General features: G+C 70.1%; 26 protein-coding genes and 1 pseudogene. 16 read left to right on the top strand and 11 right to left on the bottom strand.

From position 1 onward, the window contains the following. Window positions 1–44: 44 nt before the first annotated feature. Both AB0M48_RS42860 and AB0M48_RS42855 read right to left on the bottom strand, forming a co-directional pair. Entirely contained in the window at window positions 45–2912 is a 2868-nt protein-coding gene (locus AB0M48_RS42860) for a BTAD domain-containing putative transcriptional regulator (protein WP_363854266.1), read from the bottom strand. A 251-nt stretch (window positions 2913–3163) separates the two neighbouring features. Further along, entirely contained in the window at window positions 3164–4960 is a 1797-nt protein-coding gene (locus tag AB0M48_RS42855) for a long-chain fatty acid--CoA ligase (RefSeq protein WP_363854263.1), read from the bottom strand. 98 nt (window positions 4961–5058) lie between these two features. On the opposite strand from AB0M48_RS42855, the gene AB0M48_RS42850 reads away from it, so the two are divergent. Genes AB0M48_RS42850 through AB0M48_RS42825 form a run of 6 tightly spaced genes read left to right on the top strand, consistent with a single transcriptional unit; the run spans window position 5059 to window position 9305 of the window. Then, window positions 5059–5439 (top strand): polyketide cyclase / dehydrase and lipid transport, encoded by a 381-nt coding sequence (locus AB0M48_RS42850; protein WP_363854260.1) that lies wholly within the window; start codon window positions 5059–5061, stop codon window positions 5437–5439. A 57-nt stretch (window positions 5440–5496) separates the two neighbouring features. Next, window positions 5497–6285, top strand: a complete 789-nt coding sequence (locus AB0M48_RS42845; RefSeq protein ID WP_363854257.1) for a metallophosphoesterase — start codon at window positions 5497–5499, stop codon at window positions 6283–6285. 23 nt (window positions 6286–6308) lie between these two features. Further along, on the top strand, window positions 6309–6749 hold the full coding sequence (locus tag AB0M48_RS42840; protein ID WP_319984257.1) for an SRPBCC family protein: 441 nt from the start codon (window positions 6309–6311) through the stop codon (window positions 6747–6749). Further along, window positions 6746–7954: an ArsA family ATPase gene (locus tag AB0M48_RS42835; RefSeq protein WP_363854254.1), complete on the top strand. Its 1209-nt coding sequence runs from the start codon at window positions 6746–6748 to the stop codon at window positions 7952–7954. Before AB0M48_RS42840 ends, AB0M48_RS42835 begins: the two co-directional genes overlap by 4 nt. Window positions 7955–7968: 14 nt before the next feature. After that, window positions 7969–8319 (top strand): hypothetical protein, encoded by a 351-nt coding sequence (locus AB0M48_RS42830; RefSeq protein ID WP_363854251.1) that lies wholly within the window; start codon window positions 7969–7971, stop codon window positions 8317–8319. After that, window positions 8319–9305, top strand: coding sequence for an ROK family glucokinase (locus tag AB0M48_RS42825; RefSeq protein ID WP_363854248.1), 987 nt, complete (start codon window positions 8319–8321; stop codon window positions 9303–9305). The genes AB0M48_RS42830 and AB0M48_RS42825 overlap by 1 nt, the downstream gene beginning before the upstream one ends. On the opposite strand, the gene AB0M48_RS42820 is transcribed toward AB0M48_RS42825, so the two are convergent. Next, window positions 9302–9631, bottom strand: a complete 330-nt coding sequence (locus tag AB0M48_RS42820) for a DUF3140 domain-containing protein (protein WP_363854245.1) — start codon at window positions 9629–9631, stop codon at window positions 9302–9304. The genes AB0M48_RS42825 and AB0M48_RS42820 overlap by 4 nt on opposite strands. A gap of 53 nt (window positions 9632–9684) precedes the next feature. On the opposite strand from AB0M48_RS42820, the gene AB0M48_RS42815 reads away from it, so the two are divergent. Beyond that, on the top strand, window positions 9685–9900 hold the full coding sequence (locus tag AB0M48_RS42815) for a DUF2945 domain-containing protein (RefSeq protein WP_363854242.1): 216 nt from the start codon (window positions 9685–9687) through the stop codon (window positions 9898–9900). Window positions 9901–9959: 59 nt separating this feature from the next. Here AB0M48_RS42815 and AB0M48_RS42810 read toward each other — a convergent pair whose 3' ends face one another. Both AB0M48_RS42810 and AB0M48_RS42805 read right to left on the bottom strand, forming a co-directional pair. Next, entirely contained in the window at window positions 9960–10085 is a 126-nt protein-coding gene (locus AB0M48_RS42810) for a hypothetical protein (RefSeq protein WP_363854239.1), read from the bottom strand. A gap of 66 nt (window positions 10086–10151) precedes the next feature. Continuing rightward, on the bottom strand, window positions 10152–10646 hold the full coding sequence (locus AB0M48_RS42805; protein ID WP_363854236.1) for a hypothetical protein: 495 nt from the start codon (window positions 10644–10646) through the stop codon (window positions 10152–10154). A 206-nt stretch (window positions 10647–10852) separates the two neighbouring features. On the opposite strand from AB0M48_RS42805, the gene AB0M48_RS42800 reads away from it, so the two are divergent. The 4 genes from AB0M48_RS42800 to AB0M48_RS42785 all read left to right on the top strand — a co-directional run bounded on the left by AB0M48_RS42800 (window position 10853) and on the right by AB0M48_RS42785 (window position 13570). Next, window positions 10853–11587, top strand: a complete 735-nt coding sequence (locus tag AB0M48_RS42800) for a lysophospholipid acyltransferase family protein (RefSeq protein ID WP_363854233.1) — start codon at window positions 10853–10855, stop codon at window positions 11585–11587. Between the two features lie 21 nt (window positions 11588–11608). Further along, window positions 11609–12121 (top strand): polyadenylate-specific 3'-exoribonuclease AS, encoded by a 513-nt coding sequence (locus AB0M48_RS42795; protein ID WP_363854230.1) that lies wholly within the window; start codon window positions 11609–11611, stop codon window positions 12119–12121. Between the two features lie 75 nt (window positions 12122–12196). Beyond that, window positions 12197–13225 (top strand): 6-phosphofructokinase, encoded by a 1029-nt coding sequence (locus AB0M48_RS42790; RefSeq protein ID WP_319984468.1) that lies wholly within the window; start codon window positions 12197–12199, stop codon window positions 13223–13225. A gap of 282 nt (window positions 13226–13507) precedes the next feature. Further along, on the top strand, window positions 13508–13570 hold the full coding sequence (locus AB0M48_RS42785) for a hypothetical protein (protein WP_363854384.1): 63 nt from the start codon (window positions 13508–13510) through the stop codon (window positions 13568–13570). Here the strand turns inward: AB0M48_RS42785 and AB0M48_RS42780 are convergent. Both AB0M48_RS42780 and AB0M48_RS42775 read right to left on the bottom strand, forming a co-directional pair. Beyond that, window positions 13549–13680, bottom strand: a complete 132-nt coding sequence (locus tag AB0M48_RS42780) for a hypothetical protein (RefSeq protein ID WP_363854227.1) — start codon at window positions 13678–13680, stop codon at window positions 13549–13551. The genes AB0M48_RS42785 and AB0M48_RS42780 overlap by 22 nt on opposite strands. Window positions 13681–13793: 113 nt before the next feature. Continuing rightward, window positions 13794–14801, bottom strand: coding sequence for a DUF2891 domain-containing protein (locus AB0M48_RS42775; protein ID WP_363854223.1), 1008 nt, complete (start codon window positions 14799–14801; stop codon window positions 13794–13796). A gap of 177 nt (window positions 14802–14978) precedes the next feature. Between AB0M48_RS42775 and AB0M48_RS42770 the strand changes: the two genes are divergently transcribed. After that, window positions 14979–16367 carry a class II 3-deoxy-7-phosphoheptulonate synthase gene (locus tag AB0M48_RS42770; protein WP_363854220.1) on the top strand — a complete coding sequence of 463 codons (1389 nt, stop codon included), beginning with the start codon at window positions 14979–14981 and terminating at the stop codon, window positions 16365–16367. Window positions 16368–16440: 73 nt separating this feature from the next. On the opposite strand, the gene pknB is transcribed toward AB0M48_RS42770, so the two are convergent. Next, window positions 16441–18477: a Stk1 family PASTA domain-containing Ser/Thr kinase gene (gene pknB, locus AB0M48_RS42765; RefSeq protein WP_363854217.1), complete on the bottom strand. Its 2037-nt coding sequence runs from the start codon at window positions 18475–18477 to the stop codon at window positions 16441–16443. 77 nt (window positions 18478–18554) lie between these two features. Here pknB and AB0M48_RS42760 point away from each other — a divergent pair, with 77 nt between their 5' ends. After that, on the top strand, window positions 18555–18920 hold the full coding sequence (locus tag AB0M48_RS42760; protein WP_363854214.1) for an Rv2175c family DNA-binding protein: 366 nt from the start codon (window positions 18555–18557) through the stop codon (window positions 18918–18920). A gap of 69 nt (window positions 18921–18989) precedes the next feature. Beyond that, on the top strand, window positions 18990–19388 hold the full coding sequence (locus tag AB0M48_RS42755; RefSeq protein WP_363854211.1) for a hypothetical protein: 399 nt from the start codon (window positions 18990–18992) through the stop codon (window positions 19386–19388). Window positions 19389–19396: 8 nt separating this feature from the next. On the opposite strand, the gene AB0M48_RS42750 is transcribed toward AB0M48_RS42755, so the two are convergent. The 3 genes from AB0M48_RS42750 to AB0M48_RS42740 form a co-directional block, all read right to left on the bottom strand. Next, on the bottom strand, window positions 19397–20281 hold the full coding sequence (locus tag AB0M48_RS42750; RefSeq protein ID WP_363854208.1) for a phytoene/squalene synthase family protein: 885 nt from the start codon (window positions 20279–20281) through the stop codon (window positions 19397–19399). Next, window positions 20278–21726 carry a polyprenol phosphomannose-dependent alpha 1,6 mannosyltransferase MptB gene (gene mptB / locus AB0M48_RS42745; RefSeq protein WP_363854206.1) on the bottom strand — a complete coding sequence of 483 codons (1449 nt, stop codon included), beginning with the start codon at window positions 21724–21726 and terminating at the stop codon, window positions 20278–20280. Before mptB ends, AB0M48_RS42750 begins: the two co-directional genes overlap by 4 nt. A 168-nt stretch (window positions 21727–21894) precedes the next feature. Beyond that, window positions 21895–22962 (bottom strand): polyprenyl synthetase family protein, encoded by a 1068-nt coding sequence (locus tag AB0M48_RS42740; protein WP_363854203.1) that lies wholly within the window; start codon window positions 22960–22962, stop codon window positions 21895–21897. A 103-nt stretch (window positions 22963–23065) separates the two neighbouring features. Here AB0M48_RS42740 and metF point away from each other — a divergent pair, with 103 nt between their 5' ends. Further along, on the top strand, window positions 23066–23947 hold the full coding sequence (metF, locus tag AB0M48_RS42735; protein ID WP_319984275.1) for a methylenetetrahydrofolate reductase [NAD(P)H]: 882 nt from the start codon (window positions 23066–23068) through the stop codon (window positions 23945–23947). Window positions 23948–23989: 42 nt separating this feature from the next. Next, window positions 23990–24090, top strand: a pseudogene (locus AB0M48_RS42730) (IS982 family transposase); the annotation flags it as partial.

The raw sequence follows: 24090 nt of genomic DNA, 5'->3' as shown, positions 1-24090 counted from the left end.
ACGAGCTGTCGACGCACTTCATGCGGGCCGTCGACAGCTCGGGGTCAGGCGAGTTCGCGGGCCCGGTTCTCCAGGGCGCGCAGTCCCAGTTCGGCGCTGCGCCGCGCGGCCTGGTCGGCGGCGGACCGGGCATCAGCGGGACGGTCGAGGTCCCGCAGCACCACGGCCAGGTCGATCAGCGCGCGGACCTCGCCCGAGGCGAAGCCGATCCGCCGGGCCGTCGTCAGCGCCTGCTCGAACAGTTCGGCGGCGGTGTCGAAGTCGGACAGGGCTCGGCGGGTCTCGCCGAGCGTGATCCGGACAGACGTCGCCACCTGCTGGTCGCCTCCGTCGGCCACGAGCGACAGCGCGCGCGAGGCCAGCGACAGGGCCGCGTCGGTGTTGCCGGAGGCGAGTTCCAGGGCGGCGAGGTTCTCCAGGGTCTCGGACTCGCCGGCGGGGACGTTGCCGATCTCCAGGGCGCGTTCGAGGTGGGCGCGGGCCTCGTCGAGACGGCCCTGCAGGCGCAGGGCCATGCCGAGGTAGGTGTGGCTGTCGGCGTTCGGCGCCAGGGTCAGCGCCTGCGAGAAGTGCTCGACCGCGCCGTCGATCTCGCCGAGTTCCACGGCGAGCTGGCCGAGGTTGTACAGGCCGGTGCTGACGCTGTCCGCCGGCGCCGAGCGCAGCATCTCCAGGCAGCGGAGCAGGGTGTCCTTCGCGGCGACCAGGTCGCCCGAGCGGCGGTGCACCAGGCTGAGGTTGTTCAGCGCGCCCGCCTCGGCGTCCTTGTCGCCCAGCTCCCGGTACAGCTCGATGGCGTGGTCGTGGTGCTCGACGGCCCGCGCGTACTCGCCCAGCCGCAGGTAGAGGGTGCCGAGGTTCGCGTGCATCGCGGCCTCGGCCGGGCGGTGCGCGGACTTCTGGGCCGCTCGCAGGCCGTGTTGCGCCGTCGCGAGCCATTCACCGACGTGCTGGCCGATCCAGAGGTACCCGCGCAGCGCGTCCGCCAGCTGCCACGCCATCACCGCGGGGCCGTGCTCGGCCGCGTGCCGGATGGCGGCGATCAGGTTCGGGCGTTCCGCGTCGAGCCACGCGAGCGCTTCGGCCGACGTCGAGATCCGCGGTGCCGGGCCCGTGGGCGACGACGGCAGCCGCACGATGCCGGGGTAGAGCAGCTCGGCGCAGCGCTCGACACCGCGCAGGTAGTGGTCGAGCAGCGCCGTCCACGACGCCTCCTGCTCGGACGGGCTGTCCGCCTCCTCGCGCAACGTCGCGGCGTAGCGGACCAGTTCGTCGTGGAACCGGTAGCGGCCGGGGACCGGGGACACCACCAGCCGCGCGATCGCCAGCACGGTCAGCAGGCCGTCGGCGTCCACGTCGGCCAGCGCGGACGCGGCCTCCGGCGTGAAGTCCGGCCCCGGCACCAGCGACAACAGCCGGAACAACCGCTGCGGCGCGGGAGGCAGCGCGGCATAGGCGAGCTCGATCGGCGAACCGGAGATCGTCACGCCGTCGCGCCCGGCCAGGTAGGCGGCCGCCACCCGCAACGCCAGCGGCAGGTGCCCGCACCGCTCCGCCAGCTCCGCGTGATCACCCGGCCCGAGCAGCTTCTCCAGCAACGACACCGACTCCGCCGCCCCGAACACGTCCACCGGCACGGTCCGCGCGCCGTTCATCGCGATCAGGCCGCGCAGGTCGTCCCGCGACGTCACGATCACCCGGCACGACGCCGTCCCCGGCAGCAACGGCCGCACCTGGTCCGGCGCGGAGGCGTTGTCCAGCACCAGCAGCATCCGCCGCCCCGACAGCAACGACCGCAGCATCGTGCTCTGCTCGTCCGCGTCCGGCGGGATCTCGTCCGGCGGCACGCCCAGCGCCCGCAGGAACCGCGACAGCACGTCCACCCCGTCCGCGGGCGCCCCCAGCGCGTAGCCGCGCAGGTCGACGTAGAGCTGCCCGTCCGGGAACCGGTCCCGCAGCAGGTGCGCCACGTGCACCGCCAGCGTCGTCTTGCCCACCCCCGGCTGCCCGGCGAGCGTCACGATCGGCACCGACCCGCCGGCGATCAGCCCGGAGACCCGCTCCACGTGCCAGGACCGCCCGGTGAAGTCCGCGATGTCGTCCGGTAGCCGCATCGGCGACGACGGCGCGCGTTCCGGCTCCCGCGCCACCACCGGCGCCGCCAGTTCCGGTGCCCCCATCAGAATCGCCTGGTGCAGCGACCGCAGCTCCTCCGACGGGTCGATGCCCAGCTGCTCGTCGAGCGTCCGGTCGAGCTGCCGGAACGCCTCCAGCGCCTCCGCCTGCCTGCTGCTGCGGTACAGCGCAAGCATCAGCTGCGCCCAGAACCGCTCCCGCAACGGGTGGTCCCGCGTCAGCGCGAACAGCTCCGGCACCAGGTCCGCGTGGTTGCCCAGCGCGAGCTCCACGTCGATCCGCTGCTCGTGCACCCTCATCAGCAACTCGGTCAGCCGCGGCGCGTGCTCCGAGTACAACGTCTCCGACGGCACGTCCGACAGCACCGGCCCTCGCCAGAGCTCCAACGCCTCGCCGAACGCCTTCCGCGCCGTGACCAGGTCGGACGACGTCGCGGCCGCACGGCCGCGAGCCGCCGCGTCAGCGAACCGATGGGCGTCCACGGCCAGCGGGTCCACCCGCATCCGATAGCCGTCCGCGGCCGTCTGGATCAACGAGGGATCACCCAGAGCCGCCCGCAGCCGCATCACGTACGTCTGCAACGTTCCACGCGTGCGCGCGGGCGGTGTGTCCCCCCACACGTGCTCGACGAGTTCCGTCACGGGAACGACGCGGTTCGGCCGCAGCAGCAACGCCGCCAGCAACGCCCGGTGCTTGCCCGCCCGCAACACGACGGCGGAGTCCTCCAGGCGTACTTCCAACGGGCCGAGCAGCCGGAACTGCGGACCCGAAGCCATTGCCAACCCCTCGTGCGAGCCAGATCTTCCCCGTCTGACTCACAGCCTATTAGCGCACTGTCGCCGGGTGACATCGGCGCGTCAGCGATACGTCAGCGCCGTACGGCAATCTTCTTCATGTCCCGGTCGGGGGGCCGGGGCAACAAACTTCTCGGGTTCTGCGGAAGTCTCCGCGGATCACGATCGCTGGGGGTCGAAAGGCCCAGGAGCTCTCTCTCAGCTCCTGGGCCTTTCGCGCTGTCCACCTGCAGTTACTTGGCGTAGATCGCGTCGATGTCGGACGCGAACGTCGTCGCCACGACCGAGCGCTTCAGCTTCAGCGACGGCGTCATCTCGCCGCCCGCCTCGGTGAAGTCGACCGGCAGCACCCGGAACTTGCGGATCGCCTCGGCCTTGGACACCGTCTTGTTCGCGTCGTCCACTACGGCCTGGATCTCAGCCAACAGGTCCGCGTCCTCGATGAGGTCGGGGACCTCGGCCGACGCCGGCTTGCCGTGCGACTCCTTCCACGACGGGAAGAACTCCGGGTCGATGGTGATCAGCGCGCCGATGAACGGCTGCTTGTCGCCGACGACCATGCACTGCGAGATCAGCGGGTGCGCCCGGATCCGGTCCTCGAGCTGCGCGGGGGAGACGTTCTTGCCACCGGCGGTGACGATGATCTCCTTCTTGCGGCCCGTGATCTTGAGGAACCCGTCGCCGTCGAGCTCGCCGATGTCACCGGTGTGGAACCAGCCGTCCTCCAAGGCCTCCTTGGTGGCGGCCTCGTTGTTCCAGTAGCCGGTGAACACGATGTCGCCCTTGATGAGGATCTCGCCGTCCTCGGCGATCTTCACCGACGTGCCGGGCACCGGCAGGCCGACCGTGCCGACCTTCTCCTGGCCGCGGAACGTCACGCACGCCGCCGCCGACGTCTCGGTCAGGCCGTAGCCCTCGTAGACCGGGATGCCCGCGCCGCGGAAGAAGTGCGACAGCCGGGCACCGAGCGGCGCGCCACCGGAGACCGCCGCGATCGCGCGACCACCCAGGGCGGCGCGCAGCTTCGTGAACACCAGCTTGTCGAACACCGCGTGCTTGATCCGCAGGCCGAGGCCCGGACCGCCGTTGTCGAGCGCCGCGCTGTACGCGACCGACGTGGCCTCGGCCGCGTCGAAGATCTTGCCCTTGCCGGCGGCGTGCGCCTTCTGCTTCGCGCCGTTGTAGACCTTCTCGAACACCCGCGGCACCGCGACGACGAACGTCGGGCGGAACTGGCCGAGGTCCTCGACGAGGTTCTTCACGTCCGCGGTGTGGCCCAGCGTCGCCCGCGAGTACACGCACGCGAGGTACAGGGCACGCGCCAGGATGTGCGCCAGCGGCAGGAACAGCAGCAGCGAGTTGCCGGCCGTGAGGATCTCCGGGAACCGCGACAGCGCCGACCGCACCTCGGACAGCAGGTTGCGGTGCGTCAGCGTGCAGCCCTTGGGACGGCCGGTGGTGCCGGACGTGTAGACCAGCGTCGCGGTGTGCTCCGCCTTCACCTGCTTGCGGCGCTCGTGCACCTGCTCGTCGGTGATCTCGGCACCCAGCGCGGTCAGTTCGTCGACCGCGGCGGCCGCTCCGTCGATCTGCCACACGTGGCGCAGTTCGGGGAGCTTGCCGACGACGTCGTCGACCATCGCGCGGTGCGAGGACGCTTCGACGAACACCGCCGTCGCGCCCGAGTCGGACAGGATCCACTCGATCTGGTCCGCCGACGACGTCTCGTAGATGGGCACCACGACGCCGCCCGCCGCCCAGATGGCGAAGTCGAGCAACGACCACTCGTAGCGGGTCTTGGAGACCAGGCCGACCCGGTCGCCGAGCTCCAGACCGGCCGCTACCAGGCCCTTTGCCACTGCCATCACCTGCGCGGCGAAGTCACGCGCGGTGATGTCGACCCAGGTGCCGTCGATCTGCCTGCGGAAGCTGACGGCGTTGCCGAAGCGCTCCGCGTTGGCCCACACCATGTCGGTGAGGTTTTCCTCCGGAGCCACTGCGGCCGTGGCGGGGACGCTGAACTCGCGCACGTCAACCTCCGTACGGTGAAATGTTACTGGTGGGGAAACCTAGCGTGTGATTCCGGCGATACAAAGGCTGGTACGCCCTTCCGTTACCTTTTGGCGTCATGGCCAGCGTCGACGTCGTAGACGAGACTTTCCTCGCGGTACCACCCAGCGTGGTCGCCGCCGCCTTCGCCTCGCCCTCGTCGTGGCGCGAGTTCTGGCCGGATCTGGAGCTGGACGTCTACGCCGACAGGGGCGAAGAGGGACTGCGCTGGACGGTCGGCGGCGCGCTCGTCGGCACGATGGAGGTCTGGCTCGAGCCCGTGCTCGACGGCACCGTGCTGCACTACTTCCTCCGTGCTGACTCGCCCTCCGGGCCGCTCACGCCGCGCAACGCGCGCCGCGAGGTGCAACGCCGTCAGCTCGACGCGAAGTCCGTCTCCCTGGGGCTCAAGCTGACTCTGGAGGACGGTCGTCCGGCGGGCTGCCCGCCGCACGGCTGATCTTGCTCGACGTGCGCCTGACAAACCAGCCCCCGGCGCGTCAACTAAGTTGGAACCGTGCGGGTTCACGTGGTCTCGGATGTGCACGGCAACGCGGAGGCGCTGGCGCGTGCCGGTGACGGCGCGGACGCCCTCGTCGTGCTCGGCGACCTGATCGACTTCGTCGACTACCACGACCACTCCAGGGGAATCCTCGGCCAGGTCTTCGGCGCCGAGAAGGTCGGGATCTTCGCGGAGTTGAGGCGCGGCACGAGGCGCGCGGACACGGCGAGCTACATCCGGTCGCTGTGGGACGGTCTCGCCGACGCCCGTTCCGTGGTCGAGGAAGCGGTGCTGGAGCAGTACCACGCGTTGTTCAGCGCCATGTCCGCGCCGACGTACGCGACACCGGGCAATGTGGACAGTCCGCACCTGTGGCCGCAGTTCGCCGGTGACGGCGTGCACGTCCTCGACGGTGAGTCCGCGGAGATCGGCGGGCTGAGGTTCGGCTTCGCCGGCGGCGGGCTGATGGTGCCCGGACTGGTCCGCAACCCCAACGCGCCGTGGTTCCCGTACCTGCGCACGGAGGAGGACATGGCGTCGGCGCTGGACCGGATGGGGCAGGTCGACGTGCTGTGCACGCACATCCCGCCGCTCGTGCCGGAGCTGACCTACGACGTCGTCGCGCGCCGTCCCGAGTGGGGGTCGCGGGCCGCGCTGGAGAAGATCCAGCGCGAACGTCCGCGCTGGTCGGTGTTCGGCCACGTGCACCAGCCGCTGGCCCGGCGCGTCCGCGTGGGCTACACCGAGTGCGTCAACGTCGGGCACTTCCAGCGCAGCGGCAAGCCTCACGTCCTGAATTGGTAGCCACGCGAGTAACCTCCACGTCTATGGCCGACGAGTCCACTCAGTCCATCGTCATCGACGCTCCGCCTGAGAAGATCATGGCGATCATCGCGGACTTCCCGTCGTACCCGGACTGGGCGAACGGGATGAAGGAAGTCGAGGTCCTCGCCGCGCGGGAGGACGGCCGCGCCGAGCAGGTGCGGTTCGCGATCGACCAGGGGCCCGTGAAGGACGAGTACACCCTGAAGTACGACTGGGCCCCCGACGGTCTGTCGGTGAAGTGGGAGCTCGTCAAGGGCACCATGCAGAAGGCGCAGCAGGGCAGCTACGTGCTCGCGCCGTCGGGCACCGGCACCAAGGTCACCTACACGCTGTCGGTGCAGCTGGTGATCCCGATGATCGGGCTGTTCCGCCGCAAGGCCGAGAAGATGATCCTCGACACCGCGCTCAAGGAACTCAAGAAGCGCGCGGAGAAGGCGGCTTGAGCCGGGTCCTGCTCTTCACCGGCAAGGGCGGGGTCGGCAAGACGACGCTGTCGGCGGCGACCGCGGCCTCACTGGCCGCGCACGGCCGCAAGGCGCTCGTGGTCTCCACCGATCCCGCGCACTCGCTGGGCGACGCGCTCGACGTGCGTCTCGGCGCCGAACCGTCCGAAGTGGACGGCTCGGCCGGTTTGTTCGCCTGCCAGATCGACCCGCGCGCCCTCGTCGACGAGGCGTGGGGCGAGCTGCGCGGGCACCTGCGGACCGTGCTGGCGGGCGCCGGTGTCGACGAGCTCGACGCCGAGGAACTGACCGTGCTGCCGGGCGTCGAGGAACTCCTCGCGCTGGCGGAGGTGCGGCGGCTCGCGGCGTCCGGGCCGTGGGAGGTCGTGGTCGTCGACTGCGGGCCGACCGCGGAGACGTTGCGGCTGCTGTCGCTGCCCGAGGCGTTCGCGGGCTATCTCGAACGGCTCTTCCCCACCCACCGGCGCGTGGTGCGCGGGCTCCTCGCGGGCGTCGCCGGCACCGGGACCGTCGAGAAGTGGGACGCGACGGCCGACGCGCTCAGCCGGCTCGCCGAACGGCTGGACGCGTTGCGCTCGATGCTCGCGGACTCCTCGTCGTGCTCGGTGCGACTCGTGCTGACGCCCGAACGCGTCGTCGCCGCCGAGACCCGCCGCACGCTGACCGCGTTGGCGCTGCAGGGAATCCGGGTCGACAGCGTGATCGCGAACCGGCTGGTGCCCTCGCCGGGTGCCGCGCGCGGTGCCGCCGCCTCCTGGCTGCGGACCCGCCGCCACGAGCAGGACGCCGTGCTGGCCGAACTGACCGGGATCGGTGAGATCCGCACGGTCGACCACCGCGCGTCCGAGCCCGTGGGCGTGCCGGCGCTGCTGGAGGTCGCCGAGCAGCTCTACGGCGACTCGGACCCGTTGCCGGGTGCCGCGGTGTCGGAGTCGTTGCTGGAGGTGTCGGGCAGCGGGCGCGGGCTCGACGCCCGGTACTCGCTGCGGATCGCGTTGCCGCTGTCCGACGACACGGAGCTGGACCTCGCGCGCGTGAGCGACGACCTGGCGCTGACCGTGGACGGCCGGCGCCGGCTCGTGGCGCTGCCGTCGTTGTTGCGGCGCTGCATCGTCACCGGTGCGGAGATGGACTCGGGTGGCGTGACGGTGGGATTCCGGCCGGACCCGTCCCTGTGGCGCTGATCAGGAGTTCGTAGATGACCCAGGACAACACCGGCAAGCTCGCCGAGGAGCTGCGGCTGCTCATCGACACCGCCGCCGAGCGCATGCAGCCGTGGCTGCAGCGCGTCTCCGAGGCCGGCGACGGCTCGCACATGCCCGAGACGTGCGGCTGGTGCCCGTTGTGCAACGGCGTGGCGTTGCTGCGCGGAGACCGCTCCGAACTGGCCGCGAAGGCCGCCGAACACGCGGCGGGCCTTGTCGCGGTGCTGCGCGCGGCCCTGAGCGAACCCGGCACCCCGCAGCCCTCACCGCCTGCCGGCGACGAACCGGCTCCTGACGCCGGGCAGCGCGTGCAGCACATCAAGGTCGTCAGGAAGTCCGACTAGTGCTCACCGTCGGAGTGGACATCGGCGGCACCAGCGTGCGCGCCGGTGTCGTGGACCCGCGCGGCTCGGTCCTGGACACCTCGCGCGCCCCCACGCCCGCCGGCGAACGCGCGCTCGAAGACGCGATCGTCGCCGCCGTGGAGGAGGTGGCGACCCGCCACGCGGTGAGCGCCGTCGGTCTCGCCGTGGCGGGCTTCATCGCCTCAGACCGCCGCACGGTCCGTTTCGCGCCCCACCTGGCGTGGCGGCAGGCGGACGTGGCCGACCGCATGAGCGACCGCCTGGGCATGCCGGTCGTGCTGGAACACGACGCGAACGCCGCCGCCCTGGCCGAACACCGCTTCGGCGCGGCCAGGGGCGCCAAGATCGCCGTTCTCGTCGCCATCGGCACGGGCATCGGCGCGGCGCTGCTGCTCGACGGCGAGGTCTTCCGCGGCGCGTACGGCGTGGCCCCCGAACTGGGCCACCTGCGCGTCGTCCCGGACGGCCGCCCCTGCCCGTGCGGCAAGAACGGCTGCTGGGAGCGCTACTGCAGCGGCACGGCCCTGAGCGCTACGGCCGTGGAACTGCTCGCCAAGCACCCCGGCGTCTCGACCGTGCTGGCCCGCGAGGCGGCGGGCGATTCGCGCGCGGTGACCGGCCGCCGGGTGGCCGGAGCGGCTCGCGACGGCGACCCGCTGGCCAAGCGCGCGATGGCCGACCTGGCCCGCTGGCTCGGCGAGGGCCTGGCGCTGGTCGCCGACGTCTACGACCCCGAGGTGATCGTCATCGGGGGAGGCGTGTCGACCTCGGCACCGCTGTTCCTCGACGACGCCCGCGAGCGCTACTCCGCCGTGGTGACGGGAGCGGGCCACCGGCCGCTGGCCCGGATCCGCACCGCCCAGCTCGGTGACGACGCGGGCATCGTGGGCGCGGCGACGCTGGCCCGTGAGATGGCGACCCAGATGACCTCGCGGGTGGCCGAGAACCACTCGCGCAGGGCCTAAGTCTTCAGCGGGTCGTTGCCCCAGTTCATCAGCGAGTGACGCCAGCGGCTGTCCTCGACGTCGCCGGAGGGCCGCTGGGCGAGGTGGCGGTGCACGTAGCCGACGACCTTGCGCATGTGCTGGTAGTCGCTGTCGGTCAGGTCGTCGCGCTTCGTCTTCAGCAACGTGACGATGCGGCGGCCTGACGCGTGCCCGGTCGACTCCCCGGACGACTTGTCGCCGACCTCCTTGGACTCGTCGGTGCCGAGCCACTTCTCCAGCTCTGACGCGGTCATGTTGACCGCCTCGGCGAAGTCCTTCCGGATCTGGTCGTGGTCGTCGCTCACCGGGTCCTCCTCCTGGACGGATCGACTCGTCCGGCCGGGGGTACCCCGCGGGCATGACGAAGCATCCCTACAAGCCAGGCGACGAGGTCGAGTGGTCGAGCCACGGCTCGAAGACCCACGGCGAGGTGAAGGAGGAGATCACCACGGAGACGGAGGCGGCGGGCCGCAAGGTCAAGGCCTCCAAGGAGGAGCCCCAGTACCGCGTGGAGAGCGCGAAGAGCGGCCGGGACGCGGTCCACAAGCCGGAAGCGCTGAGGAAGAAGAAGTGAGTGTCCGCGGCGAGCTCGTCGGGGTTGTTCGCTCGCCGCGAACACTCGGTCCGGGGTGGCTAGCGGCCGAGCAGGCGCAGGATGCGCGGGCGGCGGCGCTTGGCCCCGTCCTTCTTGCTCAGGGTCGCCATGGCACGGGCCATCATCAGGTGCTGCATCTGGTCCATGTCCGACACGGTAAGCACGACCGAATCGTTATCTGAAGGTTTGAGTGGCCGTTATCACGCCGTTACCCGGTAAGCCGTGACCCGTCACACCTGCGCGCCGTCGTCCCATCCCGAGTCCGGCGGCGGGGTGTTGCGCATGCGCAGGATCAGCCAGCCGACGCCCGCGCAGAGCGCCACCAGCGACAGCGGTGTGCCGATCCGCGACTGCAGGCCGAAGATGCCGGGCGCGACCAGCAGCAGGATGCCCAGCACGAACAGGCCGAGCGCCGCGAGGGTCGAGGCGCGCAGCACCGGGAACGGCGGCGGCTCCGGCGGGACGTAGTGGTCCTCGTCGGCCGGATCCCGGCGTTCGGGCTCGTCGGCGGGGTCCGGTAGCGGGTCTTCCGCCACGGCGGTGCATGGCTCGGGCCCGCCGTGCCCGGTCACCGTGTTCGTCTCCGGGCCCGCCTCGTCGAGGTCGAGCCAGTCCTTGCCGACCCCGTCCCGTTCGAGACCCGCGACGATCTCGGCAAAGAGCTCGTCGACGTTCTCCGGTCCGTCGGTCGAGTCGCGCCGGGCGTTCATCCAGAGCCTCTCCACAAAGCCGCAACCCTCTGACCCCTCATCGTTGCACGGTCGGGATGTGTTGCGGGTTACGGCAGTCGGCCCAGTCACGTTCCCGGTCCGACGCGTCCGGCACGGGCCGTGACGCACTAACTCGGGACTCGTTGTGTGAGGTGCGGTCGGCTCCGTAGGCTGATTGTCGGGATCAAGGTTCTGGGGTCTTAAGGGAGGCGCTTCCCAAGGTGCTGTACTGGTTGATGAAGCACGTCCTCCTGGGACCGATTCTGCGGCTGTTCTTCCAGCCGAAGATCATCGAGGGCGCCGAGAACATCCCGAAGGACGGCGGAGCCATCCTGGCGAGCAACCACCTCGCCGTCTCCGACTCGTTCTTCCTGCCGCTGATGCTGTCGCGGCGCGTCACGTTCCCGGCCAAGATCGAGTACTTCACCGGCACGGGCCTCAAGGGCAGGCTGCAGAAGTGGTTCTTCACCGGCGTCGGCCAGGTGCCGATCGACCGGTCCAGCGCGTCCGCCGCGCAGGGAGCGCTCGACACCGGTGTGCGGATCGTGCGCGAGGGCAAGCTCCTCGGCATCTACCCCGAGGGCACGCGTTCGCCCGACGCCCGTCTCTACAAGGGCAAGGTCGGCGTCGCGTGGATCGCGCTGGAGTCCGGCGCGCCGGTCATCCCCGTGGCGATGTTCGGCACGGACAAGGCGAACCCCATCGGCTCCAGGATGTGGAAGCCGCACCCGATCCGCATCAAGATCGGCAAGCCGCTCGACTTCTCCCGCTACGAGGGCCTGTCCGGCGACAGGTTCGTGCTGCGGTCGATCACCGACGAGATCATGTACGCGTTGATGGAGCTCTCTGGCCAGGAGTACGTCGACGTCTACGCGTCGAAGGCCAAGGAGCTGACCACCGACGCGTCGGAACAGGGCAAGAAGGGCGACCGGGTGCCCGAGAAGAAGGCGGGCTGACCGCACCCCTAGGGTGTCGCGGTGCGGTTTTTCTACGACTGTGAGTTCATCGAGGACGGGCTGACGATCGACCTCGTGTCGATCGGTGTGGTCGACGAGGAAGGCCGCGAGTTCTACGCCGTGTCCACCGAGTTCGACCCCGATCGCGCGGGACCGTGGGTGCGGCAGAACGTCCTCAACCAGCTGCCCTCGCCCGCGGACAAGGCGTGGCGCAGCCGCGAGCGCATCCGCGAGGACCTGCTCGACTTCCTCGGCGCCCGCGATGCCGCGCGCGACGAGATCGAGCTGTGGGCGTGGTTCGCCGCCTACGACCACGTGGCGCTGGCGCAGCTGTGGGGTGCGATGCCGGCGTTGCCGCGCGCGTTGCCCCGGTTCACCCGTGACCTGCGGCAACGCTGGGACGACGTCGGCCGCCCCCGGCTGCCGGCTCCTCCGGCGGACGCGCACGACGCCCTCGCCGACGCGCGGCACAACCTCGCGCGGTGGAAGGTGATCGAGGAGCAGCGCCGGAAAATCGGTTTTCCCGTCCGGTAAGTGAGACCCGCGTTGCTGCACCGATACAGCTCGTGACAGTCTGCGTGACACAGAACACGAGAGATGGGGAAGCAGATGCGCATCGGTGTGCTCACTGGCGGTGGTGACTGCCCCGGTCTGAACGCCGTGATCCGGGCCGTGGTCCGCAAGGGCATCAAGGCACACGGCTGGGAGATCGTCGGGTTCCGCAACGGGTGGCAGGGCCCGATCGAGAACCTCACCAAGTCGATCGACCTCGCGGACGTCGAGGAGATCCTCACCCGCGGTGGCACGATCCTGGGCTCGTCGCGCACGAACCCCTACAAGGTCGAGGGCGGTGTCGACCGCATCCGCGAGACCATCGCGGAGAACCAGATCGACGCCATCATCGCGATCGGCGGCGAGGACACCCTCGGTGTCGCCAAGCGCCTCACCGACGACGGCATCGGTGTCGTGGGTGTGCCGAAGACGATCGACAACGACCTCGGCGCCACGGACTACACGTTCGGCTTCGACACGGCCGTCCACATCGCGACCGAGGCCATCGACCGCCTGCGCACCACGGCCGAGTCGCACCACCGTGCGCTCGTCGTCGAGGTCATGGGCCGTCACGCCGGCTGGATCGCGCTGCACTCGGGTCTCGCGGGTGGCGCGAACGTCATCCTCGTCCCGGAGCGCCCGTTCAGCGTCGACAAGGTCGTCGAGCACGTCGAGCGCCGCTTCGAGAGCGAGTTCGCCCCGATCATCGTCGTCGCCGAGGGCGCGATTCCCGAGGGTGGCGCCGAGGTGCTGCACTCCGGTGAGCGCGACGCCTTCGGTCACGTCCGCCTCGGTGGCGTCGGCCAGTGGCTCGCGGAGGAGATCGCGGACCGCACCGGCAAGGAGTCCCGCGCGGCCGTCCTCGGCCACATCCAGCGCGGTGGCACGCCGACCGCGTACGACCGCGTCCTCGCGACCCGCTTCGGCCTGCACGCCGTCGACGCCGTCGCCGCCGGTGACTTCGGCACCATGGTCGCGCTGCGCGGCACGGACATCGTCCGCGTGAAGCTGTCGGAGGCGACGGCCGAGCTGAAGACGGTCCCGACCGAGCGCTACGAAGAGGCCGAGGTCTTCTTCGGCGCCTGATCTGCGCCTGACCTGGCCTGATCCAGCAACATCCAGTATCCGATATATCGCTTATGCAAAAGACGTTTGCGGACGACCGCAAACGTCTTTTGCATAAGGGTCCCGTTCCCGCTGGCGGGATTCGCGCTGTGTGGTCGAGGTGTCCACGCCGTACCTGGAAGACTCTACGAACACACCCACGGAACCGTCCGGCTTGGGGCTCCTGGAGGGCCACGAGGTCGTCTAGCCGCCAAGATTGGTGGTCACCCCCAGGCGTCCTCACCGTCGCGCCTGGGCGGTCGCATGCCCCTGCACGCCACCGCGATCGGCAAGGCTCTGCTCGCTTACTCGCCGACGTTGTTGTAGACCGAGGTGCTCGCGGCACCGGTGGCACGCCGCGGTTGGATCCCCGCGCACGCGGCCTCGGCGCACGCGGCGGCGAAGGGCATCGCGCTGACCCTGATCCGGCGCGCCACGGCGTCTCCGGCGGGTGATATCCAATATATTGCTGCCCGTTTTGTCCGGCCTTATGCAAAAGACGTTTGCGGACGTCCGCAAACGTTCTTTGCATAAGGAGAGTAAGCGCAGGTCAGAAGGCTTTGACGTCGAGGTAGGCGCCGAACGTGCCGAGCCAGTGGTCGGCCATGTAGCCGTGCCCGCCGAACACGTACGTCCACCCGGCCTCGCGATGCGCCGACGAGGCCGTGCGGGCCAGCGACGCGTACCGGTGCCCGGCCGGCAGCGCCTCCGCGATCGCCTCCCAGTTCCAGGCGCGCGACAACGCGAGCCCGGCGAGGTGCGAGCCGTAGGGGTCGCTGGGGTCGTCGACCGGGAAGGGCTCGCGCAGCACGCGCCACCGTTCCGACTCGAGCTCCGGCAGGTAGGCGTCGAGCCAATCGGCGAACTCCGCGGTGTCCAGGGCCCGCCGCATCAGGTCGGCCGTCGTCAGCGCGGGGGACAGGAAGTCGGCGGCGTCCGGTTCGAAACCGCCGTACCCGGCCTCGTCGCGGTGCCACCGCAGTGCTGCGGCGGCACACGCGGAGGCCAGTTCGGCGTCACCGGTCGCCTGGGCGGCGTCGAACACGAGGCCGGTCGCGAACGCGGTGTTGCTGTGGGTGCCGGTGCGGATCGGCAGGCGTGCCGCCGAGATCCACTCCAGCCACCGGTCGCGCAGCACCTCCGCGATCGGCGCCACCGACCACGGCAGACCGGAGGTGCGCAGTTCGGCGTCGAGCAGCAGCAGCCACGCCCAGCCGTACGGCCGCTCCCAGTGCCGTCCGGCAGGGGAGGCGAAGAACGCGGCCTCGGTGGCGCAGTTGTCGGGCGTGATCAGCTTGTCGAGGGCGTTGCGGGCCGTGTCCGCTCCCGAGAGAGAGGGGCGCAGCCGCAGCAGACGCACGGCGAGCCACGTCTGGTGCACGCACGAGTGCCAGTCGAACGACCCGGCGAACACCGGATGCAGCACCCGCTGCGGCACGAGCCGGTCGTCGCCGTCGATGACGTGCGTCCAATGCACCGGGTGGTCGCGCTGGATGTTGTCGACCGCGATGCCCAGCAGCCGGGTCGCGGTGCTGTCATCCAAACGGGTGGCGTTCATGGCCCACATCATGCAATGCGACGTCTCAACTGGGCAGAGCCCGGTAGTTGACCGGTAACAGACTTCACTCCGCCGGACGTAACACCCGCTCCGCCGGAAGACGCCCAGGCCGAGACCCCTCCGGGCGCTGACAGGCCCGGCCCGGTCTCTCAGTGTGGGACAACTAGGATGAGCAGCGTGAACTGGACCGTGGACGTGCCCATCGACACGCTTCCCGAGCTTCCGCCGCTGCCTCCCGAGATGCGCAAGCGCCTGGACGACGCACTGTCGCGCCCGGCCGCCCAGCAGCCCGAATGGCCCGACGCCGAACAGGTGCGTCGCGTGCGGACCGTGCTCGAGAGCGTGCCGCCGATCACCGTGCCCGCCGAGATCGACCGGCTGCACACGCAACTGGCGCAGGTCGCGAACGGTGAGGCATTTCTCCTGCAGGGCGGTGACTGCGCGGAGACGTTCGCTGACAACACCGAGCCGCACATCCGCGCGAACATCCGGACCCTGCTGCAGATGGCTGTCGTGCTGACCTACGGCGCGAGCCTTCCGGTGGTGAAGGTCGGCCGCATCGCCGGCCAGTACGCCAAGCCGCGTTCGTCGGGCATCGACGCGCTCGGCCTGCCGTCCTACCGCGGCGACATCATCAACTCCCTGGTCCCGACGCCCGAGGCGCGCGTCGCCGACCCCGGTCGCATGATCCGCGCGTACGCGAACGCCGGCGCGGCCATGAACCTGCTGCGGGCGCTCACCGGCGCGGGTCTCGCCGACCTGCACCGCGTGCACGACTGGAACCGCGACTTCGTGCGCACCTCGCCCGCGGGTGAGCGCTACGAGGCCCTGGCCGGCGAGATCGACCGCGGCCTGAAGTTCATGTCGGCGTGCGGCGTGAACGACCAGTCGCTGCACGGCACGGAGATCTTCGCCTCGCACGAGGCGCTGCTCCTCGACTACGAGCGCGCGCTGCTCCGCCTCGACACGACGGGCGACGAGCCCAAGCTGTACGACCTGTCGTCGCACTTCGTGTGGATCGGTGAGCGCACCCGTCAGCTCGACGGCGCGCACATCGCGTTCGCCGAGATGCTGGCGAACCCGATCGGTCTCAAGATCGGCCCGACGACGTCGCCGGAGATGGCCGTCGAGTACGTCGAGCGCCTCGACCCGCACAACAAGCCGGGCCGCCTGACGCTCATCTCGCGCATGGGCAACCAGAAGGTGCGCGACGTGCTCCCCGCCATCGTCGAGAAGGTCGAGGCCAGCGGCCACAAGGTCATCTGGCAGTGCGACCCGATGCACGGCAACACGCACGAGTCGTCGACCGGCTACAAGACCCGGCACTTCGACCGCATCGTCGACGAGGTCCAGGGTTTCTTCGAGGTGCACCGCCGTCTCGGCACGCACCCCGGCGGCATCCACATCGAGCTCACGGGTGAGGACGTCACCGAGTGCCTCGGCGGCGCCCAGGAGATCTCCGACGACGACCTCGCCGGCCGCTACGAGACGGCGTGCGACCCGCGCCTGAACACGCAGCAGTCGCTCGAGCTCGCGTTCCTCGTCGCCGAGATGCTGCGGTCCTGACGAGTTTCCTGAAGACGAGCTGAAGAACGAAGGGCCCCGCGTCGAGAACGCGGGGCCCTTCGCTTTGCCCTTGTCAGAGGCCGACGATCGTGATCTCGGTTCCTCGCTTCACCCGCGTGCGTGGCGGGATCGACTGGTTCACCACGGTCGCGTTGTTGCTCTTGTTGAACTCGACCTTCACCTTCAGACCGGCCCGTTCGAGCTCCTCCTTGGCCTCCCGCACCTTCTGCCGGGTGACGTCGGGAACCTCGACCTCCTGGTTGTTCTGGTAGAAGAGCGTGACGCGCTTGTTCTGCGTCGGGTCCAGGACAGTGCCCGCAGGCGGATCCGTCCGCACCACGCGTGACCCGTTGTTCTCCGGCGCGTCCTCGCCACCCGCGTCGACCGCCTCCAGACCGGCGCGCTGCAGCTCAGCGGTCGCCTCGTCCTTCGTCTTGCCCGTCACGTTCGGCACGGGCAGACGCGGCGGCGGGCCCTTGCTCAGGATGAGGGTCACCGGGGCGTTGAGGTCGAGCGCCGTGCCAGGACGCGGATCGACGCCCACGACCTTGCCGATCGGCACCGTGTCGTGGAACGCGTCCTTCGCGGGGTCCTTGGCCACCTTCAGCCCCGCGGCCTGGATCTCCTTGGTCACGGCTTCCACCTCGGCGCCGGCGGTGACGAACGGCACCACTGGTCTGCCGCGCGACACGACGAGCTTCACCTGGTCGTTCTTGCGCAGCTCGGCGCCAGGTCCGGGGTCGGAACTGATGACCGTGCCGTTGGGCACGTTGTTGGAGGGCACCTTCTCGACCAGCCCGGTCAGCTCGGCCTTCGAGAGCAGCAGCATCGCGTTCTGCTCGGACTGCCCGGCCAGCGACGGCATCTCCGTGTAGCGGTTCGCGCCGACGTACCAGGTGAACAGCCCTACGAGGACCACCACGACGGCGGCCACGGAACCCCAGATCGTGAAGAGCTTCTTGCGCCGCTTGCGCTCCGCCTCGACCGGGTCGACCTTCGGCTTGCGCTTCTGCGGGGGACGGCGGCGCGGCGGCTCCGGCCGCTGCATCGTGCGCGTCGCCGAGTTGCCGACGGGGATGCCCGGAGGCGGCGTCAGCGGAGGCCCGGTGCTGACCGTCGTCATCGCCGCCGAGTTCAGCGGTGGCTTCGGCACCACCGGCCTGGTCAGCTCGGCAGCCGAGGGGGGAGTGGCGCCGACCGCGACGGGGACGGGCCGCATGACGACCGTCCTGTCGTTCTCGGGCGCCGAACCGGGCACGGGCACCGGCTGCGGCGTGAGGCCCAGCTCCGAGCCCACGCGCTCCAGCTCGGCCAGGAACGCGTCGGCGTTCGCGGGCCGCAGCACCGGGTCGCGCCGCGTCGCCTTGCGCACCAGCGTGTCGAGCGCCAGCGGGATCTCCGGAACCGACGGGACGTCGGAGTTCACGTGCTGGTAGGCCACCGAGATGGCCGTCTCGCCGCGGTAGGGCGCCTGGCCCGCCAGCATCTCGTAGAGCACGATCCCGGCCGCGTAGACGTCACTGCGCGCGTCCGCGGCGCCCGATTCCACCTGTTCAGGTGAAAGATAGGCGACTGTGCCCAGGATCTCGCTGTCGCTCGTGACACCGTTCTCGGCGATCGCGCGGGCCAGTCCGAAGTCCGCCACCTTGACCTGGCCACCGGGCCCGATCAGCACGTTCTCCGGTTTCACGTCCCGGTGCACGAGCCCCGCGCGGTGCGCGGCGCCCAACGCCGACAGCACTGGCCCGAGGATGCTCAACGCCACGGCGGGAACGAGTTTGCCGCGCTGGTTGAGCAGGTCACGGAGGTTGCCGCCGTCGATCAGCTCCATCACCAGGTACACCTGGTCACCGTCGACGCCCTGGTCGTGCACGGACACCACTGCCGGGTGGTGCAACTGGGCCGCCGCACGCGCCTCGCGTTCGAAGCGCGCCACGAACGCGGGGTCCGCCGTCAGGTGAGGATCCATCACCTTGATGGCCACATCTCGATCGAGGCGGGTGTCACGACCTCGATAGACGGTGGACATGCCACCGCGCGCCAGCACGGAGTCCACCCGGTAGCGCTGCTCCAGCAGTCCACCCATCACGTTCGAAACCGACCTCTCCACAGTGCGAGATGGTAAAGCTCAGGATGACCCGGTTGGCGGAAGGGCGTTCCCAGTTCGGTTATGGCATCGTGACCCCCGTGAGTGCGATTCCTGCCGCTGCGGATGTATTGGCTGCCGACCTGGAGGTTCTTCCTCTCCCCGAGGTAGCCGACCGAATGGGACTTCCGGTCACCCGGGTCCACCAAATGCTGCGCGACGGGCAACTGCTCGCCGAGCGGCGGGCCGGCGTTCTCGTCGTCCCCGAGGCGTTTCTCGCTGCCGGAGGGGTGGTGAAGGGTCTGACCGGCACCATCACGGTGCTGCGCGACCAGAACTTCTCCACGGACGAGATCCTGCGCTGGCTCTTCACGGAGGACGAAAGCCTCCCTGGCACTCCGATCGAAGCATTGCGCGGAGACCGTGGGCGTGAGGTAAAGCGCCGCGCGCAGGCCATGGGTTTCTAGTTCACCCGTTGCAGCGGTTCCAGGCGTCTCAGCGAGCGGGAGACGCCTGGAACCCCTGAGCTGGTGCACATGATCACCAAAACTCTCATCGCCGGTCTCACCGCCCTCGGGCTGCTCCTCGCGCCGGTCGCCGCGACCGCCGCGCCGATGGTGCAGGCCAAGCCCACCACGCTCGAACTCGACGCGGGTGGCGCCAAGGTCAAGCTCAAGAAGGGCGACCAGCTCCAGATCAAGGGCAAGTTCGGTGCCAAGGGCGAGCGTCAGCTCACGCTGGGCCTGGACGTGTTCGCCCAGGTCAGGGTCGGCGCCTCGGTGTGGACGAACATCTACACCCGCAGCTGCCAGCCGAACTCGACGTTCACCGCGAGGCTCAGCATCGACGCGTCCGCCGACCTGCGCCTCTTCTTCCCCGGCACGAGCGTCTACGCCTCCGCGACGTCGAACATCGTCGCCGTGGTCGTGATCTAAAGCGGGGTTCATCGCGTCGCCGCGCGTACGAGCGGGGTTCGAGCGAGCAGTGCCCGGCCGACGCCGGGCACTGCCACCGCGAACCGTCGTGCGTTCGGCACGGCCACCCGCCGCCACAGCACCTCGCAGCCGATGAGGCCGAGGATGTCGCGATACAGCGTGTACGCAGTGCGTACACAGGGACGGGACGTCACCGCCAGCATGTCGATGCCGGGCTCCGCCAACTGATATAGCGCATATGAGTGCGCGACGAGGTCGTCCAGCGCCCTTTGCACCCGGTCGTTTGCGCGCCGATGACGACGAACCCATTGCAACAGATCTCGGTCGACGCCGTGCGCGGCGAGAACGTCCTGCGGCAGGTACACCCGGCCGCGGTCGAGGTCCTCGCCGACGTCACGCAGGAAGTTCGTGAGCTGGAACGCCGTACCGAGGCGTGCCGCGTACGGTGCGGCCTCCTCGCGCGGCACCACGGTGCCGAGCACCGGCAGCATCTGCAGCCCGATGACCTCCGCGGAGCCGTGCATGTACACACCGAGTGCGTCGAGGTCCGCGTACTCCGTCACGTCGAGGTCCATCCGCATCGACGCGAGGAAGTCGATGAACAGCGACCTGTCGATGTCGTAGCGGCGCGTCGTGTCGGCCAGTGCGAGCAGGACCGGGTTCGACGGCTCCTCGTCCAGGAGCCGTTCCACCTCGTCGAGCCGGCTCGCGCGGTCGGCCACGCCCGCGGCGTCGACGATCTCGTCGGCCCAGCGCGCGAACGCGTACAGCGCGTGCACCGCCGGCCGCTGCTCGGGCCGCAGCAGCGTCGTCGCCAGGAAGAACGTCTTGCCGTACCGCGCGTTGACCCGGCGGCAGGCGGCATAGGCGGAGCCCAGGGTCCCGGGGCTCATTCGTAGCGCGTGGACAGGCCGAACGGGTCCGGCTTCACCAGCGACCGCGCCGCGAGACCCGACACCACCAGCGCGAAGAACAGGTAGCCCCACGAGTAGAGCGCCGTGTCGCCGTTCGGGAACGTCACCAGCAGCAGGAACAGCGACGCGACCGTCACCGTCACCAGCGCGCCCGTGCTCCACGCGAACCCGGCGGCCAGCGCCAGCGGCCAGCTGAAGTACCAGGGCAGCGTCGCGGGCGACAGCAGCGCCACGGCCAGCATCGTCAGCGCGCCACGCCGGATGGCGTCGCGCACCTCACCGTCGCGGGCCGCCCACCACTGCGTGTACGCGATCCAGATCAGCACCACGGAGCCCAGCGCCCGCGCCACGCCGATGAAGATGCCGCCGTCGACGTAGACGAACCAGTTCACGACCATGCGCACGAAGTCGCCGACCGCGCTCGGCACCGACAGCCAGTTGATGATCATCGACGAGCTGCGCAGCGCCGGGATCCAGCCGAGGTTCACCCCGGCGACGACCGTGCACACCGCGAACGTCCCGAGGAACGCGGCGAGTCCCGGCAGCAGCGCCTTGCGGAACTGGGTGCGCTTGTCGCCGTCCAGCCGCGCGGCCCAGATCCAGACGAGGAACGGCACGATCACGACCGCCGTCGCCTTCACCGAGAACGCGAGGGCGAGCAGCACGAACCCGAGCACGTGCCTGCGGTCGAGCACCAGCAGCACACCGGCGGCCATCAGCCCGATCATCAGCAGGTCGTTGTGCGCGCCGCCGATCAGGTGGATCAGCACCAGCGGGTTCGCCGCGACCAGCCACAGCGCGACCGCGGACTTGCCGCCCAGGTGCCGGCTCAGGCCCGGCAGCGCCCAGCACAGCAGCACCAGCCCGCCCGCGAGGGACAGGCGCATGGTGACGACGCCGAGGATGACGCTCGCGTCCGTGGCCCAGACGATCGCCTTGGCGATCAGGATGAACAACGGCCCGTACGGCGCCGGTGTGTGCTGCCACACCCAGCTGACGTTCTCGCTGAGCGTGCTCTGCAGGACGGCGGGCCCGACCGTGTACGGGTCGTAGCCGCTCAGCGCGAGCTGGCCCTGGGCCAGGTAGCTGTAGATGTCCTTGCTGAACAGCGGCGGCGCGAACAGCAGCGGCAACGTCCAGACCGTGACCGCGACCAGCACCGCGAAGTCGCCGATCTCACCCCACCGCACGAGGCGGCCGAGCCGGATCCACGCCCAGATGACGAGGCCCAGCCCGAGGTACAGGACCATGCTCGCGAGGTCGCGGCCGTGGCCGTAGCGCAGCCAGCTCAGCCCGATCTGGGCGAGCAGCGGGTCGCGCTCCAGGATCGCGCCGGCACCCATGCCCCCGAGCGCGATCAGTGCCACGCCCAGCAGGCCGAGCATGGTCGTGCGGATGGGGATGGCGTAGGTGTTCGTGCGCACGACTGGTTGAAGCTCCTGTATCGACGCCTCGGAGCTCGTGCGGGGTAGGGACGGAGTTGCTGCCATCGCCCGAACATCGTTGCACAACGCGCGTAAGCGTCAGCAAGCAACGGCCCACACGGTCACGAGGACTTAATCAACCCCCGGCAAGAGACGCACATGATCGACTCAGAAGGTCCGCTTCGTCGAACTGATCGCGAGGTCGGCGAGCATGGTGGCGGCCGGTTCGGCCACGGGAGCGTCGTCGAGGGCGGCCAGCGCGCTCTTGGTCAGCTCCTCGATGCGCTCCTCGACGGCGTCGACGGCGCCGACGTCCACGAGCGCGCGCCGGACCTGCTCGACGGTGCCGAGGTCCAGGTCGGGCTTGCCGAGGGCGATGTCCAGCACATCAGCGCCGAACTGCATGCCGAGCGCGACGAGCAGCGTGCGCTTGCCCTCGGCGAGGTCGTCGCCGGCGGGCTTGCCGGTCACCTCGGGGTCGCCGAACACGCCGAGCAGGTCGTCGCGCAGCTGGAACGCGACGCCGATGTCGGCACCGAACGCACGCAGCCCGTCGATCAGCTCGGGCGAGCCGCCCGCCATCGCCGCGCCCATGTGCAGCGGCCGTTCGACGGTGTACGCGGCGGTCTTGAGCCGGTCGATGCGCAACGCGGCGTCCGGGGACGAGTCGCCCCGGGCCTGCGTCAGCACGTCGAGGTACTGGCCCGCGAGCATCTCGGTGCGCATGTCCCGCCACGGCTCGCTCATCCGGCGCAGCACCTCGGACGGCAGCCCGGCGGCGAAGAGCATGTCGTCCGCCCACGCCAGCGCGACGTCGCCGATCAGCACGGCCGCCGACATGCCGAACCGCTCCGACGAGCCGAGCCAGCCCTGCTCGCGGTGCCGCGTGCCGAACGCGATGTGCACGGTCGGCTTGCCCCGCCGCACCGACGAGGCGTCCATCAGGTCGTCGTGGATCAGCGCACACGCCTGGATCAGCTCCAGCGAGCTGACCGCCGTGAGCACCTCCTCCGCGAGATCGCCGCCGGGATCGCCCCCGGCCGCGCGCCAGCCCCACCACGCGTACGTCGGGCGGATGCGCTTGCCACCGCCCAGCACGAAATCGGAGAGCGCGTCGACAGCACTCGCGAAGCTCGGGTCCATCGCCTCGCCGGACGCGCGGCGGGAGGCCAGATACGTGGTCAACGCTGCTTCGACGTGCTGGGGCAACGCGACGTCGATGGGGTGGTGGGACACACGTCCATGTTCCGCTGTGTCGGGGGCCACCCGCATGTCGGGGCCGCGTACCACATGGTGAGCAGGAGTCTCACCTGGCGGAAGACCCACTAGTGTTGGTGCCATGACGTCGGTGGTGGAGCGACTCCGGGGTGAGTCACCCAAGTTCTCGGTGGAGTTCCTGCCTCCCCGGGACGCGGAGGACGAGAAGGTCCTCTGGAAGGCCGTCCGCGAACTGGAAGGCCTCGACCCCGCGTTCGTGTCGATCACCTACGGCGCCGGCGGGTCGCGCCGGGACCGCACGATCCGCGCCACCGGCCGCATCGCGCAGGAGACGACGTTGCTCCCCGTCGCGCACCTCACCGCCGTCGAGCACTCGGTGGCGGAGCTGCGCAACGTCATCGGCTGGTACGCGGCGATCGGCGTGCGCAACATCCTGGCGCTGCGCGGCGACCCTCCCGGCGACCCGATGGGCGAGTGGGTCGCGCACCCGGAAGGCCTCAGCTACGCCGACGAGCTGGTGCGGCTGGTCCGCGAGCTCGGCGACTTCTGCGTGGGCGTGGCGGCGTTCCCGTACGGGCACCCGCGCTCGGGCGACCTCGACACCGACCTCAAGTTCCTGCTGCGCAAGCTCAACGCGGGCGCGGACTACGCGGTGGCCCAGCTGTTCCACGCGCCGGAGCCGTTCCTGCGGATGCGCGACAGGGTGGCGGCCGCGGGCTGTTCGGCGGCGATCCTGCCCGGGATCATGCCGATGCTCTCGCCGCGCGGCCTGGCCAAGATCGTGGAGCTGTCCGGCGCCGACCTGCCGCTCGAGGTCTCACGCCGGCTGGAGCCGTACGCGGACGACGTGGCGGGGTTCCGGGCGACCGGCATCGACATCGCGACCGAGATGTGCCAGCGACTGCTCGACGAGGGCGTTCCCGCGCTGCACTTCTACACGATGAACAGGTCCAAGGCGACGAAGGAGGTCCTGGGGCGCCTGGGCCTGGTGACGCGCGCCTAGACGAGTAAGTCCTAAGTCCGGGCGGTGCCTGAAGACGGACGAAGGGTGTTCTGGGGCCTGCGCCTGCACCTGATCTGCACCCCGGCCGGGCTACCGATCACCTGGGCGCTGGCCAACCCGAAACTCGACGAACGCCAGGTACT

Source organism: Lentzea sp. NPDC051208, assembly GCF_040682435.1.
Lineage (GTDB): Bacteria > Actinomycetota > Actinomycetes > Mycobacteriales > Pseudonocardiaceae > Lentzea > Lentzea kristufekii.
Note: the sequence above shows the minus strand (reverse complement) of the source record. Positions and strands in the feature narration are given on the sequence as shown.

Coding starts and splice junctions, on each gene's coding strand:
- AB0M48_RS42775 (WP_363854223.1), bottom strand. CDS start 14,801: ATGAACGCCACCCGTTTGGATGACAGCACCGCGACCCGGCTGCTGGGC.
- AB0M48_RS42755 (WP_363854211.1), top strand. CDS start 18,990: ATGATCACCAAAACTCTCATCGCCGGTCTCACCGCCCTCGGGCTGCTC.
- AB0M48_RS42750 (WP_363854208.1), bottom strand. CDS start 20,281: ATGAGCCCCGGGACCCTGGGCTCCGCCTATGCCGCCTGCCGCCGGGTC.
- AB0M48_RS42860 (WP_363854266.1), bottom strand. CDS start 2,912: ATGGCTTCGGGTCCGCAGTTCCGGCTGCTCGGCCCGTTGGAAGTACGC.
- AB0M48_RS42830 (WP_363854251.1), top strand. CDS start 7,969: ATGACCCAGGACAACACCGGCAAGCTCGCCGAGGAGCTGCGGCTGCTC.
- AB0M48_RS42850 (WP_363854260.1), top strand. CDS start 5,059: ATGGCCAGCGTCGACGTCGTAGACGAGACTTTCCTCGCGGTACCACCC.
- AB0M48_RS42815 (WP_363854242.1), top strand. CDS start 9,685: ATGACGAAGCATCCCTACAAGCCAGGCGACGAGGTCGAGTGGTCGAGC.
- AB0M48_RS42790 (WP_319984468.1), top strand. CDS start 12,197: ATGCGCATCGGTGTGCTCACTGGCGGTGGTGACTGCCCCGGTCTGAAC.
- metF (WP_319984275.1), top strand. CDS start 23,066: ATGACGTCGGTGGTGGAGCGACTCCGGGGTGAGTCACCCAAGTTCTCG.
- AB0M48_RS42840 (WP_319984257.1), top strand. CDS start 6,309: ATGGCCGACGAGTCCACTCAGTCCATCGTCATCGACGCTCCGCCTGAG.